Here is a 12,724-nt window from a genome sequence, read left to right as displayed (position 1 = left end):
TTGACCGGTTCGCTAACCTGCGTACAGCCGCCACCTTCCTGTTTAGCGACTGGATCTGGCGGCTCCACCCCAAAGGAGCTTCACCATGATCAAACCAACACCCAATCCGCCCGAAACCGACCCCGCCTCGCCCTACGAATCCCTCGACTCCAGAAAGCTTCACGAAGCCGCCGACCGCGCCCTCGATCACTACCTCTGCCCGCCCGGTTCCACGCCACCACCGCGCAGAACCCGCCGGATGTTTGCCGTCACCGCAGACTTCAAAAACGAAGAGCTGCTGGTCGAGCTCTGCGAAACCCTCGCTTCCGCCAGAACCATCGCCAATGACTTCGCCCACCTCATGCCCGCCTCGCAGCGCAGGACACTGACGGGCATCGGGCAACTGATCATGCTCGGGGAACTGGCAGCGAATCGGGTGTTGAATAATCTGGAACTAACGCCGTCGCAGACCTCCGTGTAAAGGCTTGAGAAATGCGTCGTGGCGGCCTCAATGCCAACGCATGTCATCGGGCATAAAAAAACCGCCACCGGGTTCAACCGGAAGGCGGTTTTTTTTCATCACCACAAAGTCAGGAATCGCGCCGCAGATCCGGCGGAATCGGCAAGTCGTCCTTGAGCGGCTCAGGGAACTTGCCCTTGCCCGCGCGGTGCTGGCGGATCTGGTAGACGTAGGCCAGTACCTGAGCGACCGCGAGGTACAGGCCGCCGGGAATTTCTTCTTCCAGCTCGGTGGAGTAGTAGATCGAACGCGCCAGGGCCGGCGATTCGAGCAGCATGACTTCGTTGGCCACCGCGATTTCGCGGATCTTCAGCGCCAGGAAGTCGCTGCCCTTGGCCAGCAGCACCGGCGCCCCGCCCTTCTCCGAGTCGTATTTGAGCGCCACGGCGTAGTGGGTCGGGTTGGTGATGACCACGTCGGCATCGGGAATGGCCGCCATCATCCGCCGCTGCGACATCTCGCGCTGGACCTGACGGATCCGCTGCTTGACCTCCGGCCGGCCTTCCTGGTCCTTGTGCTCGTCGCGCACTTCCTGCTTGGTCATCTTGAGCTTTTTAATGCTCTCCCAGAGCTGCACCGGGACGTCGACGGCCGCGATGATGATCAGACCGCAGGCCATCCACAGCGTGCTCCAGCCCACCACTTGCAGGCTGTGAATGATGGCCCGGTCGATGGGTTCGTGAGCGATGCGCAGCAAGTCGTCGACATCCCCGGACAGCACCACCAGCGCCACGGCCAGAATGATCAGGAATTTGGCCAGCGCCTTGAGCAGTTCGATCACCGACTTCGCGGAGAACATGCGCTTGAGGCCCGCGCCCGGGTTCAACCGACTGAACTTGGGCGCCATCGAGCCTGCCGCAAACAGCCAACCACCGAGGGCAATCGGCCCGAGAAACGCCGCCAGCAGCAAAGTGATCATGATCGGCTGGATCGCCACCAGCGCAATCAGCCCGGAGTTCATCAGGAACTTGCCCATGGCGCCCTGATCCATGATCACTTCCCGCGACAGCGTGAAGTTCATGCGCATCAGCTCCATCAGGTCCTGCGCCAGCATCCCGCCGAACACCAGCAGCGCGCCGGAACCGGCAAGCATGATCGCCAGGGTGTTGAGCTCCTTGGAGCGTGCAATCTCACCCTTTTCCCGGGAGTCCTTTTTGCGCTTCTCCGTGGGGTCTTCTGTCTTGTCCTGACCGCTCTCGCTCTCTGCCATGACTCAGCGCGCCTGTGCCAGTTCGCGTAGCAGCTGCAAGGCTTCGACGGCCAGCGGCTGATACTGGTTGAGAATGTCCGCGAGACCGACCCAGACAATGAACAGGCCGAGCACGAGGGTCAGCGGGAAACCGATCGAGAAGATGTTCAGTTGCGGCGCCGCCCGGGTCATCACGCCGAACGCAATGTTGACCACCAGCAGCGCAGTGACCGCCGGCAGCACCAGCATCAATGCCGCCCCCAGCACCCAACCGAGCTTGCCGGCCAGTTCCCAGTAATGCGCGGTCATCAGGCCTGCGCCGACCGGCAGTGTGGTGAAACTTTCAGTCAGCACCTCGAAGACCACGAGGTGACCGTTCATGCCGAGGAACAGCAGCGTCACCAGCATGGTGAAGAACTGCCCGATCACCGCCACCGACACGCCGTTGGTGGGATCGATCATCGAGGCGAAGCCCATGCCCATCTGGATCGCAACGATCTGCCCCGCCACCACGAACGCCTGGAAGAACAGCTGCAAAGAGAACCCGAGCACGGCACCGACCAGGATCTGCTCGGCGATCAACAACAGGCCGCTGAGATCGAGAGGACTGACCGCCGGCATGGGCGGCAGGTTGGGCGAGATCACCACGGTGATCGCCAGTGCGAGGTACAGGCGGATGCGTTTGGGAACCAGCGTGGTGCCGAAGACCGGCATCACCATCAGCATCGAGCCGATGCGAAACAGCGGCAGCATGAACGTCGCCACCCAGGTACTGATCTGGGTGTCGGTCAACTGAAGCAGCGATTGCATGGCCTAGCCGATGACCAGCGGAATGTTTTTGTACAGCTGGATGATGTATTCCATGAAGGTCTGGATGATCCACGGACCGCCGACGATCAGGGTCACCAGCATCACCAGCAGACGCGGCAGAAAGCTCAGGGTCTGTTCGTTGATCTGCGTCGCCGCCTGGAACATCGACACCAGCAGACCCACCAGCAGGCTCGGGACCACCAGGATCGCGACCATCATCGTGGTCAGCCACAAGGCCTCGCGAAAGATGTCGACCGCTACTTCTGGGGTCATGGCGAAACACCTCCGAAACTGCTGGCCAGGGTGCCGATGATCAGCGCCCATCCGTCAACCAGCACGAACAGCATGATCTTGAACGGCAGGGAAATGATCAGCGGCGACAGCATCATCATACCCATCGCCATCAGCACACTGGCCACGACCAGGTCGATGATCAGGAACGGGATGAAAATCATGAAGCCGATCTGGAACGCGGTTTTCAGCTCGGACGTGACGAAGGCCGGCACCAGAATGGTCAGCGGCGCCTGATCCGGCGTCGCGATGTCGGTGCGCTTGGACAGACGCATGAACAGCTCGAGATCGCTGGAGCGGGTCTGTGCGAGCATGAAGTCCTTGATCGGCACCTGAGCCTTTTCCACCGCTTGCTGGGCGGTGAGTTTCTCCGCCAGGTACGGTTGCAGCGCATCGTTGTTCACCCGGTCGAACACCGGCGCCATGATGAACAGGGTCAGGAACAGCGCCATGCCGGTGAGGATCTGGTTCGACGGCGTCTGTTGCAGGCCGAGGGCCTGACGCAGGATCGAGAAGACGATGATGATCCGGGTGAAGCTGGTCATCAGGATGACGGCGGCCGGGATGAAGCTCAGCGCCGTCATGATCAGCAGGATCTGCAGGCTGACCGAATACTCCTGCGCCCCGTTGGCGTTGGTGCCCAGGGTGACCGCCGGGATCGACAACGGATCGGCGGCGAACGCCAGTGGCGCGGCCAACATCAGGGCCAGGGTCAAGACGATGCGCAACGCACCCATTACTTCTTATCCTTCTGATCCTTGCCGAGGATCTTCAACAGATGCTGGGCAAATTCCGGAGTCGCTTTTTCGGAGGTGGCCGGGACGTCCACCGGCTCCTTGAGTACGTGCAGCGCGGTGATAGTGCCGGGACTCAGACCCAGCAGGATCTGCTCGTTGCCAACCTGAACCAGCATCAAGCGGTCACGCGGACCGAGCGCCCGGGAACCGATCAGCTCGATCACCTGCCCCTTGCCCGCCGGCCCTGCGTTCTGCACCCGGCGCAGCAGCCAGGCGAGGAAGAAGATCAACCCCAGCACCAGCAGCAGGCCGAACACCAGTTGCGTCAATTGCCCGGCGACGCCACTGCTGACCGCCGGAGCAATCGCGGGCGCCGCAGCAGCAGTCGCGGCCGCAGGCTCGGCGGCCATGACCGTCAATGGCAGCGCCAGCACCGCGGCCAGCAAGGAACCCAGAACCTTTTTCACTCAGCGCAGCTTCTTGATGCGTTCGCTTGGACTGATCACGTCGGTCAGGCGGATGCCGAACTTTTCGTTGACCACGACCACTTCACCGTGAGCGATAAGGGTGCCGTTGACCAGCACGTCCAGCGGCTCACCGGCCAGACGATCGAGCTCGATCACCGAACCCTGGTTGAGTTGCAGCAGGTTGCGGATGTTGATGTCGGTGCTGCCCACTTCCATCGAGATCGACACCGGGATGTCGAGAATCACGTCCAGGTTCGGACCGTCCAGGCTGACCGGTTCGTTGCTCTTCGGCACGCTGCCGAACTCTTCCATCGGCAGACGGTTGGAGCTTGAAACGCCAGCGTCGGCGGCCAGCAGCGCGTCGATGTCGGCCTGCCCGGCTTCACCGGTTTCTTCCAGGGCGGCAGCCCACTCGTCGGCCAGTGCCTGATCGTCCTGGGCGTTCATTTCGTCGTTCATCATTTGTCCTCGGCGGGCAACAATTCAGTTAAAGGCGTAAGGGGTGTTGCGCCGCTTCAGCGGCGCTCGATCGGCTCGATCACCTGCAACGCGAGGTTGCCTTTGTGCGAGCCCATCTTGACCTTGAAGGCCGGCACGCCGTTGGCGCGCATGATCATGTCTTCCGGCATCTCGACCGGGATCACGTCACCCGGCTGCATGTGCAGGATGTCGCGCAGTTTCAACTGGCGGCGAGCCACGGTGGCACCGATCGGCACGTCGACATCCAGCACGTCCTGGCGCAGGGCGTTGACCCAGCGCTCGTCCTGGTCGTCGAGGTCCGACTGGAAACCGGCGTCGAGCATTTCGCGCACTGGCTCGATCATCGAATACGGCATGGTCACGTGCAGGTCGCCGCCACCGCCGTCGAGTTCGATGTGGAACGTGGAGACCACGATCGCTTCGCTCGGGCCGACGATGTTGGCCATGGCCGGGTTCACTTCCGAGTTGATGTACTCGAAGTTGACTTCCATGATCGCCTGCCAGGCTTCTTTCAGGTCGACGAACGCCTGTTCCAGCACCATGCGCACCACACGCAGTTCGGTCGGGGTGAATTCACGCCCTTCGATCTTCGCGTGACGGCCGTCGCCGCCGAAGAAGTTGTCCACCAGCTTGAACACCAGTTTGGCGTCGAGGATGAACAGCGCTGTACCGCGCAGGGGTTTGATCTTGACCAGGTTGAGACTGGTCGGTACGTACAGCGAGTGCACGTATTCGCCGAACTTCATCACCTGCACGCCACCGACGGCAACGTCCGCCGAGCGGCGCAGCATGTTGAACATGCTGATGCGGGTGTAGCGGGCAAAACGCTCGTTGATCATTTCCAGAGTCGGCATGCGTCCACGGACGATGCGATCCTGGCTGGTCAGGTCGTAGCTTTTGACACTGCCGGGTTCGGCAGCGTTATCGGTCTGTACCAGACCATCGTCGACGCCATGCAACAGCGCGTCGATTTCATCCTGGGACAGCAGATCCTGCACGGCCATGTCGTGTTCCTACTGCAGTACGAAATTAGTGAAAAGCAACTGTTCGATCACCACTTTGCCCAGCTCTTTCTGCGCCACTTCCTGGACGCTGGCCGTGGCCTTCTGGCGCAACATCTCCTGGCCGACCGGGGTCGCCAAAGTGGCGAAATCCTGACCGGAGAAGAGCATCACCAGGTTATTGCGGATCACCGGCATGTGCACTTTGAGCGCTTCCAGATCAGCCTGGTTGCGCGCCAGCATGGTGATGCTCACCTGCATGTAGCGCTGACGGCCGTTCTGGTTGTAGTTGGCCACGAAGGCCGGCGCCATCGGCTCGAAAATCGCCGGCTGCTTGCCGACCGGAGCGGTTTCCACGGCAGCCGCAGGTTTGCTCTGGGCGCTGTGCATGAAGAACCACGTCGCCCCCACAGACGCGCCGATGGCCAGCAGCAACCCGAGCACGATCGCAATGATCATCTTGAGTTTGCCTTTGGTTGCGGGGTCTTTTACTGCTGCTGCTTCGCTCTTCGCCATGCCAATAATCCGTCACTAATCGGGTTTTCACAGTCGCACGGCAAGGCAAGAGCAAGTGTTATGCCAGAAGTGTCGGAGGGGAATGGAGAGCGGTGGCAAAACAGACGAGGGAGCGGACAGGGCCGCTCCCTCGGGGTAGGATGAATCAGGCGTAATAGTCGACGGCGCTGGAGCCGATCACGTGAGTTGTAGCGGCAGCCGCTTCAGCCACCGCCGCAGACGTCAACTCTTCTTCCGAAGAGTCCAGGCGACCGCCGGCGGCACTGGTACGCCCCGTCTGGCCCTGCTGGGCCTGCTCCTGACCCTGCCCTTGCCAGCCACGGTTCTGGTCGGAAACGTTGACATCGACCTGTCCCATGCCCTGCTGGGTGAACATGTCACGCAGGCGATGCATCTGGCCGTCGAGGGCTTCGCGAACACTCGGGTGGGCGCTCATGAAAGTCACCTGGGTCTGCTGGTCCGGCACCATGTTCACCCGGATATCCAGACGACCCAGTTCAGCCGGCTGCAACTGGATATCGGCAGACTTCAGGTTATTGCTCGACAGGTACATGACGCGGTTGACCACTTCTTCGGTCCAGCCGTTCTGATGCATGGCAATCGGCTGGTTCACCGGCACCGCGTTGGCGGTTTTCGGTGTGGCCGCCTGAGTCAGTGCCGCCAGACGGTTGGCGAAATCATCGACGCGGGTATCGCTGGTGGCGGATTTCAGGTCTTTCAGACCATCGTCGATCAGACCACTGAAGGCTTTTTCGCCGCCCTGACTGGTGCTGTCCTTGTCGGCCTGCACATCCAGCATGCTGGCCATGCCGGCAGCGAAGGTCTGAGCCGAGGTCAGTTCGCCGTCGGCCTGGGTCTGGGCCGGGGTCGCCTTGGGTTGCGACTGGCTGGACGCGGAAATGTGACCGCTCTGCTCCATCGCCATGCGCAAGGCCGGCATCGAATCGAGTGGATCGGCCTCAGGATCGAAATCACTGTCAACGGCAGGTGTCGTCGCAGTGGCGGCAGCTGGCAATGCCGCCACTGCCGGCGCCTGGGTCTCAGGCTTCACCGGAGGTGTCTCAACGACCGGCGCAGCAACAACCGGCGGTGTGACGACCGGCTGCACGACCTGCATCAGCGCCGGGTCAAGCGTCGGATCCACAACCGGCGCGGTGTCGGCGACCGGCGTGGTCGGCGTATCGGAGGTATCGTCGCTGGCGACCTTGTCGTCCGCAGCTGTCGAAGACGTTTTATCGGCGGGCAAGGCTTTGCCGCTATCGGCAACGGTCGCGTCCGGAGCGGCAGACTGATCCTTGCCGGCGTCCTTCTTGCCGCTGTTGTCGGCGACCTTGTCGCGTGCGGGTTTTACCGAGTTATCGACCGTGACGGCAGGCTTGTTCTGCCCCTGATCGGCAAACACCTGAGCGAAGCTCGAAGCCTTGTCCCCGGGGCCTGCGGCCACCACTGACGGTTTGGCAGAGGCGGCTTGCGCCTTGGCCTGGGCGGCAGTCTGAATAAGAATGTTAGGGGTTGCAGGCATGGCACGGTCTCCGCTGCACTGGGATCGTAGGTACAGTTGAACGAGATGACTGCAAGTGCCGGGCCAGTTTCGTCCGGCGCCGGATAAAAACGCCGGACGGTTGACTCAATGGGCGGGAGAGCGCTGTCGCTCGGCTTCATAGACGGGGCGCACATCCGCGAACTCGTCATGGATGTCGGCCACCAGCTTGATGATTTCGGACGGGCTCTTGTCCCTGGCGTGCTGTTCCAGCTCCTGACAAAGTTCGGCAAGACGGGTTGCCCCCATATTGCTGCTACTGCCTTTGAAGCTATGAGCCACCGACGACAAGGCGTCGGCATCGGCGGTTTTTTGCAGTTCACGCAGGCGCGCTTCGGAATCTGCCAGGAACGTATCCAGCAATTCCGGATAGCCATCCTCCATGACTTCTTGCAACGCACTCAGTACGTCGCGATCTACACAGGCATCAGTCACTTGTTCACTCCTTGATCAAGAATGCGCGGATTATGCCAGAGCCTCCCAGAAAAACTCTACGCGAGCACTACGACCATCGTCCGACCAGCTTGGATTTCTGCTCAATTGCCGGATCAGACTGACGCCGCGCCCCGACAGGCGAACACCGTCGAGCGGCCTCTCCATCACCCGAGCCACGTCAAAGCCTTTGCCGCTGTCTTCGACACGCACGACCAGACAACCGCCCTCGCCCTCTGGACGAACCTCCAGATGCACGCGCACATAACCCTCCTGCAGGGCATCGAGGCGCGCATTGCGTTGCTCATAGTAACGGGCAAAACCCGAAGCGTCGCGCTTGAGGCTGGAGTCCAGCCCCAGCACCCCATGCTCCAGCGCATTGGAATAAAGCTCGGCGAGCACGCTGTACAATGCGCCACTCTGCGTGCGCAAGCCATGCACTTCGAGCAGCAATTGCAGCAGGTAGGGTAAAGGATTGAAGCGCTTGAGCGTGGCGCCGCGAAATTCGAAACCCACCGACCAGTCCAGCGGGCACGACTGGCCACTGTCGGAGTACACCGGTGCCGACGGATTGACCTGCGCCATTTCCAGCAGGCTGACCTCGACCATGCTCACATCGTCCCGGGCTTCGCCGCGAAAATCCTGCAATGCCTGCTCGATCTCGGCGAACAACCGATCCGGCTGGCGATTGCCGGCAAACACCCGCTGCAAGCGCTCGACGCCAAACAACTGATCATTGGCATCGCAGGTGTCGATCACGCCATCGGACAACAGGAACACCCGATCGCCCACCGCCATCGGCAGCACTTCGGTTTGATCGTCAAAGGCCTGCGGGCTGAGCACACCCAGTGGCAGATGCCGCGCCGCCAGCGGAACCCGTTCGCCCGTAGCGATGCGATGCAGATAACCGTCGGGCATGCCGCCGTTCCAGATCTCCACGCTGCGGCGCTGAAAACTCAGGCAGAGCAGCGTGGCGCAGCAGAACATGTCCACCGGCAGGATGCGCTTGAGCTTGGCGTTCATTTCCCGCAGGGTTTCGGCCAGCCCGTACCCCTTGGCAGTCATGCCGTAGAACACTTCCGCCAGCGGCATGGCCCCCACCGCCGCTGGCAGACCATGGCCCGTGAAGTCACCGAGCAACACATGCATGTCGCCGGCCGGCGTGTAGGCTGCCAGCAGCAGATCGCCGTTGAACAGCGCATAAGGTGATTGCAGGTAGCGGATATTCGGCGCACTCAGGCAACCGGAATGCGCGACCTTGTCGAAAACCGCCTTGGCGACCCGCTGCTCGTTGAGCAGGTAGTCGTGGTGCCGGGCAATCAGGTCGCGCTGCTCCAGCACCGTGGCTTGCAGACGACGCAAGCGATCCATCGCCTTGATTTTGGCGGACAGGATCACCTGGTTGTAGGGCTTCGCCAGAAAGTCGTCGCCGCCAGCCTCAAGGCATCGCACCAAAGCTTCGCTCTCGGTCAGCGACGTGAGGAATATGATCGGCACCAGGTTTTCACCGGCCAACACCTTGATTTGCCGCGCGGCCTCGAAGCCGTCCATGACCGGCATCATCGCGTCCATCAGCACCAGGTGCGGCTGCTGACGGGAAAACACCTCGACTGCTTCTGCCCCATTGGTGGCCGTCAGCACTTCGTGCCCCTGGCGTCGCACGATGGTCGACAACAGCAGCCGGTCAGCGGCGCTGTCTTCGGCGATCAGGATCGTCAGGGGTTCTTGCGGCTGCATGGCCGTCAACTGATATCGAACAGTTTGTCGAAGTTGGAGATGGCGAGGATCTTGCGCACATCCGAATTGCTGTTGACCACCCGCACGTCCGAGTCGTCGCCGCCGGCATGATCGCGCAGCAGAAGCAGCATGCCCAGGGCCGAGCTGTCGAGATAGGTGGCATCCTTGAGATCCACCACGATGGAGTCGGGCTTTTTATTGAGTCGCTCGTAGGACTCGCGAAATTCCTGATGGCGACCGAAATCGAACCGGCCCTTGATCGAGATCGTCAGCTTTTGGCCATCCGGAGAAACTTCTGTAACGACTGACATGTACTGGCTTCCTTGTCATTGACGAACCTGTACAAGGTTTAGCACTTGCAAGGGTAAGGGGCAAGGCAGGAAGTCACCGCAAACTGTCAGAGATCAACCCTTCAGTAGGCATCACGGCGCGGCAGGCGCTGGGACAGTTCATCCAGCAGCTTTTGCTCGCGCTTGTCTTCGACTCGCTGGGCTTCATCGCGGTAGCGTTGTACAAGTTTTCGCAAGCCTTCGACCCGGGCAAACGCCTGCTGCCAGGCCTCGCGAGCCTTGTCCAGATTGTTCTGGTGCCACTGCAGGCTTTGCCGTTGCTGGTCGACCGCCGTATCGAGCTGGGTCAGAAACCCCTGAAACCCGAGCAACCACTGCCCGGTCACCCCGGTGCTGCCGCGCACGATCCATTGCTCGGAGTAATCCAGACGAAAGGCATGCAGGTCGGCGAGTTTGCTTTCGGCCACTTTCACCTGCCCCTGGAAATACCCGAGACGCTGCACGGCGGTTTTCTCGGCCTTTTCGGCCATTTCCACCACCGGTGCCAGACGCGCGGCGCGGCTCAGGGCCATGGCCGGTTACCCGCCGGTCGCAGGGGCGAGAATTGTTTCGAGGTAGGCCTCGCTTTCGCCCAGGCTGATGCTGTCGTTCAGACCCTGGCGCAGGTATCTGACCAGTTGCGGCTGCAGATTGATGGCAAGGTCAGTCTCGCGATCACCGCCAGCGACATAGGCACCGACACTGATCAGGTCGCGACTTTGCTGGTAACGCGACCACAGCTGCTTGAAGAATTGCGCCCGGACCATGTGATCGGGCGGTACCACGGCCGGCATGACCCGGCTGATCGAGGCTTCGATGTCGATGGCCGGGTAATGCCCTTCTTCGGCCAGACGCCGGGACAACACGATGTGACCGTCGAGCACGCCCCGCGCCGAGTCGGCAATCGGGTCCTGCTGGTCATCGCCCTCGGACAGCACGGTATAGAACGCGGTGATCGAACCACCGCCCTTCTCCGCGTTACCGGCGCGCTCCACCAGTTTCGGCAGCTTGGCAAACACCGAAGGCGGATAACCCTTGGTCGCCGGCGGCTCGCCAATGGCCAGGGCGATTTCCCGCTGGGCCTGGGCGAAACGGGTCAGGGAATCCATCAGCAACAGGACGTTCTTGCCCTTGTCGCGGAAATATTCGGCGATACGCGTGCAGTACATCGCCGCGCGCAGACGCATCAGTGGCGCATCGTCCGCAGGGGATGCAACCACCACGGAACGCTTGAGGCCTTCTTCACCGAGAATGTGCTCGATGAATTCTTTAACCTCTCGACCCCGCTCACCGATCAGGCCGACGACGATGATGTCGGCCTCGGTGAAGCGGGTCATCATGCCCAGCAGCACCGACTTACCGACACCGGTACCGGCGAACAGACCCAGACGCTGACCGCGACCGACCGTCAACAAACCGTTGATGCAACGAATGCCGACGTCCAGCGGTACGCTGATCGGGTCGCGGTTGAGCGGGTTGATGGTCGGACCGTCCATCGGCACCCAGTCTTCGGCCTTCATGCCGCCCTTGCCGTCCAGCGCACGTCCGGCGCCGTCCAGCACACGACCGAGCATGCTCATGCCCATCGGCAAGCGACCGGTATCGGCCAGCGGCACCACACGGGCGCCCGGCGCGATACCGGCAACACTGCCGACCGGCATCAGGAACACCTTGCTGCCGGAGAAACCCATCACTTCGGCTTCAACCTGCGACGGGTGATAGCTGTCGTCGTTGATCACCATGCAGCGCGTGCCCATGGCGGCACGCAAGCCTTCGGCCTCGAGGGTCAGGCCGACCATGCGCAGCAAGCGCCCTTCGAGGATCGGCGCACCGGGGATTTCGGTGGCCTCCGCATAGGTGCTCAGGCGCTTGGCGAAACTGGTGCGTTCAAGGCGCATCGGGGGCGTCCGCGAGCGGCTCGTCGGTGACAGGGGCCGGTTTCGGCGCTTCCGGCAAGTCGAGGCTCAGATCCGGTTCGGCCGGGTGCAAGGCCTGCTCGTGCAGTTGATCGAACAGCTTGGCCATGACCTGGCCGACACGGGTTTCGATGCTCGCATCGATCCGGCTGTGTTCGGTTTCAACCCGGCAACCGCCCGGCAGCAGCGATTCGTCCTCGACGATACGCCAGGTTTCCTCATGACGTTCACGCAGGGCTTTGACTTGCTCGAAATCCTGCGGATTGACGTACAGCCGCACATTGCCCACGCCCAGCGGCAACAGCTTGAGGGCGTCGCGCATGACGTGTTCGATTTGCGTCGAGTCGATGGCCAGTTCGCGCTGGATCACCTGACGGGCGATGTGCTGCACGAGGTCGACCAGCGACTTTTCAATCTGCGTGTCTTGTTCGGCGATAGGCTCGAACAGGTTCGCCATCAACTGCTCAAGGCTGTTGACCTTGGCGGTGAGGACCACTTCGGCTTCCTGGCGCACCTTGAGGGTGGCGCTGTGGAAACCTTCTTTTTCGCCAATGGCGAAGCCCTCGTTGTAAGCCTCCTGACGGATGCTTTCGAGTTCTTCCAGGGTCAGTGGCTGGACTTCCTCCAGCGGCACTTCTTCCATTTCCGGCGGTTCGGGCTCGGGCTCCGGCTCGGGTTCCGGTGGCGGCGGATCGAAACTCGGGATGGCCCAGGTTTCGAAACCGCGGACGTCCCGGGCACGGATCAGGTCCGTCACATCGTCGTCGTTCTTGCCCATGG

General features: G+C 61.7%; 16 protein-coding genes. 1 reads left to right on the top strand and 15 read right to left on the bottom strand.

Features of this window, described 5'->3' with window-relative positions:
- Nucleotides 1-85: 85 nt before the first annotated feature.
- Nucleotides 86-460: a DUF6124 family protein gene (locus M5B98_RS13200; RefSeq protein ID WP_134825895.1), complete on the top strand. Its 375-nt coding sequence runs from the start codon at nucleotides 86-88 to the stop codon at nucleotides 458-460.
- Between the two features lie 109 nt (nucleotides 461-569).
- Here the strand turns inward: M5B98_RS13200 and flhB are convergent, their stop codons facing one another.
- From flhB to fliH, 15 genes are all read right to left on the bottom strand, one after another.
- A complete protein-coding gene (gene flhB, locus M5B98_RS13195; RefSeq protein ID WP_248742926.1) occupies nucleotides 570-1,709 on the bottom strand; it encodes a flagellar biosynthesis protein FlhB in 1,140 nt (379 codons plus the stop codon).
- Between the two features lie 3 nt (nucleotides 1,710-1,712).
- The gene (fliR, locus tag M5B98_RS13190; RefSeq protein ID WP_085710477.1) at nucleotides 1,713-2,498 is read right to left on the bottom strand and encodes a flagellar biosynthetic protein FliR; all 786 of its coding nucleotides are present in this window, start codon (nucleotides 2,496-2,498) and stop codon (nucleotides 1,713-1,715) included.
- Nucleotides 2,499-2,501: 3 nt separating this feature from the next.
- Nucleotides 2,502-2,771 (bottom strand): flagellar biosynthesis protein FliQ, encoded by a 270-nt coding sequence (gene fliQ, locus M5B98_RS13185; RefSeq protein ID WP_085710476.1) that lies wholly within the window; start codon nucleotides 2,769-2,771, stop codon nucleotides 2,502-2,504.
- On the bottom strand, nucleotides 2,768-3,526 hold the full coding sequence (fliP, locus tag M5B98_RS13180) for a flagellar type III secretion system pore protein FliP (RefSeq protein ID WP_085710474.1): 759 nt from the start codon (nucleotides 3,524-3,526) through the stop codon (nucleotides 2,768-2,770). The genes fliQ and fliP overlap by 4 nt, the downstream gene beginning before the upstream one ends.
- Nucleotides 3,526-3,936 carry a flagellar biosynthetic protein FliO gene (gene fliO, locus M5B98_RS13175; protein ID WP_412548541.1) on the bottom strand — a complete coding sequence of 137 codons (411 nt, stop codon included), beginning with the start codon at nucleotides 3,934-3,936 and terminating at the stop codon, nucleotides 3,526-3,528. The genes fliP and fliO overlap by 1 nt, the downstream gene beginning before the upstream one ends.
- Before the next feature lie 57 nt (nucleotides 3,937-3,993).
- Nucleotides 3,994-4,452, bottom strand: a complete 459-nt coding sequence (gene fliN / locus M5B98_RS13170; protein ID WP_085710472.1) for a flagellar motor switch protein FliN — start codon at nucleotides 4,450-4,452, stop codon at nucleotides 3,994-3,996.
- Between the two features lie 56 nt (nucleotides 4,453-4,508).
- Entirely contained in the window at nucleotides 4,509-5,477 is a 969-nt protein-coding gene (gene fliM, locus M5B98_RS13165) for a flagellar motor switch protein FliM (protein WP_003222890.1), read from the bottom strand.
- A gap of 9 nt (nucleotides 5,478-5,486) precedes the next feature.
- On the bottom strand, nucleotides 5,487-5,990 hold the full coding sequence (fliL, locus tag M5B98_RS13160; RefSeq protein WP_085733741.1) for a flagellar basal body-associated protein FliL: 504 nt from the start codon (nucleotides 5,988-5,990) through the stop codon (nucleotides 5,487-5,489).
- Nucleotides 5,991-6,135: 145 nt separating this feature from the next.
- Nucleotides 6,136-7,512 (bottom strand): flagellar hook-length control protein FliK, encoded by a 1,377-nt coding sequence (locus tag M5B98_RS13155; protein WP_248742925.1) that lies wholly within the window; start codon nucleotides 7,510-7,512, stop codon nucleotides 6,136-6,138.
- Between the two features lie 105 nt (nucleotides 7,513-7,617).
- Nucleotides 7,618-7,965, bottom strand: a complete 348-nt coding sequence (locus M5B98_RS13150; RefSeq protein ID WP_085710468.1) for an Hpt domain-containing protein — start codon at nucleotides 7,963-7,965, stop codon at nucleotides 7,618-7,620.
- Between the two features lie 30 nt (nucleotides 7,966-7,995).
- Entirely contained in the window at nucleotides 7,996-9,699 is a 1,704-nt protein-coding gene (locus tag M5B98_RS13145) for a fused response regulator/phosphatase (protein WP_248742924.1), read from the bottom strand.
- A 5-nt stretch (nucleotides 9,700-9,704) separates the two neighbouring features.
- Complete coding sequence (locus M5B98_RS13140; protein ID WP_119428818.1) at nucleotides 9,705-10,010, bottom strand: STAS domain-containing protein; 306 nt, start codon at nucleotides 10,008-10,010, stop codon at nucleotides 9,705-9,707.
- Between the two features lie 101 nt (nucleotides 10,011-10,111).
- Nucleotides 10,112-10,561: a flagellar export protein FliJ gene (gene fliJ, locus M5B98_RS13135; protein ID WP_114881898.1), complete on the bottom strand. Its 450-nt coding sequence runs from the start codon at nucleotides 10,559-10,561 to the stop codon at nucleotides 10,112-10,114.
- A gap of 6 nt (nucleotides 10,562-10,567) precedes the next feature.
- On the bottom strand, nucleotides 10,568-11,926 hold the full coding sequence (gene fliI / locus M5B98_RS13130; RefSeq protein WP_085710464.1) for a flagellar protein export ATPase FliI: 1,359 nt from the start codon (nucleotides 11,924-11,926) through the stop codon (nucleotides 10,568-10,570).
- Entirely contained in the window at nucleotides 11,916-12,722 is an 807-nt protein-coding gene (gene fliH, locus M5B98_RS13125; RefSeq protein ID WP_114881897.1) for a flagellar assembly protein FliH, read from the bottom strand. Before fliH ends, fliI begins: the two co-directional genes overlap by 11 nt.
- Between the last annotated feature and the right edge of the window lie 2 nt (nucleotides 12,723-12,724).

Origin of the sequence: Pseudomonas sp. MWU12-3088 (assembly GCF_023242405.1) — a bacterium.
Lineage (GTDB): Bacteria > Pseudomonadota > Gammaproteobacteria > Pseudomonadales > Pseudomonadaceae > Aquipseudomonas > Aquipseudomonas kribbensis.
Note: the sequence above shows the minus strand (reverse complement) of the source record. Positions and strands in the feature narration are given on the sequence as shown.

Excerpts from the sequence above, each read along its gene's own strand:
- fliR (WP_085710477.1), bottom strand. The coding sequence starts at position 2,498 with ATGCAATCGCTGCTTCAGTTGACCGACACCCAGATCAGTACCTGGGTG.
- fliP (WP_085710474.1), bottom strand. The coding sequence starts at position 3,526 with ATGGGTGCGTTGCGCATCGTCTTGACCCTGGCCCTGATGTTGGCCGCG.
- fliQ (WP_085710476.1), bottom strand. The coding sequence starts at position 2,771 with ATGACCCCAGAAGTAGCGGTCGACATCTTTCGCGAGGCCTTGTGGCTG.
- fliN (WP_085710472.1), bottom strand. The coding sequence starts at position 4,452 with ATGAACGACGAAATGAACGCCCAGGACGATCAGGCACTGGCCGACGAG.
- M5B98_RS13155 (WP_248742925.1), bottom strand. The coding sequence starts at position 7,512 with ATGCCTGCAACCCCTAACATTCTTATTCAGACTGCCGCCCAGGCCAAG.
- M5B98_RS13140 (WP_119428818.1), bottom strand. The coding sequence starts at position 10,010 with ATGTCAGTCGTTACAGAAGTTTCTCCGGATGGCCAAAAGCTGACGATC.
- fliJ (WP_114881898.1), bottom strand. The coding sequence starts at position 10,561 with ATGGCCCTGAGCCGCGCCGCGCGTCTGGCACCGGTGGTGGAAATGGCC.
- flhB (WP_248742926.1), bottom strand. The coding sequence starts at position 1,709 with ATGGCAGAGAGCGAGAGCGGTCAGGACAAGACAGAAGACCCCACGGAG.
- M5B98_RS13145 (WP_248742924.1), bottom strand. The coding sequence starts at position 9,699 with ATGCAGCCGCAAGAACCCCTGACGATCCTGATCGCCGAAGACAGCGCC.
- fliI (WP_085710464.1), bottom strand. The coding sequence starts at position 11,926 with ATGCGCCTTGAACGCACCAGTTTCGCCAAGCGCCTGAGCACCTATGCG.
- M5B98_RS13200 (WP_134825895.1), top strand. The coding sequence starts at position 86 with ATGATCAAACCAACACCCAATCCGCCCGAAACCGACCCCGCCTCGCCC.
- fliH (WP_114881897.1), bottom strand. The coding sequence starts at position 12,722 with ATGGGCAAGAACGACGACGATGTGACGGACCTGATCCGTGCCCGGGAC.
- fliO (WP_412548541.1), bottom strand. The coding sequence starts at position 3,936 with ATGGCCGCCGAGCCTGCGGCCGCGACTGCTGCTGCGGCGCCCGCGATT.
- fliM (WP_003222890.1), bottom strand. The coding sequence starts at position 5,477 with ATGGCCGTGCAGGATCTGCTGTCCCAGGATGAAATCGACGCGCTGTTG.
- fliL (WP_085733741.1), bottom strand. The coding sequence starts at position 5,990 with ATGGCGAAGAGCGAAGCAGCAGCAGTAAAAGACCCCGCAACCAAAGGC.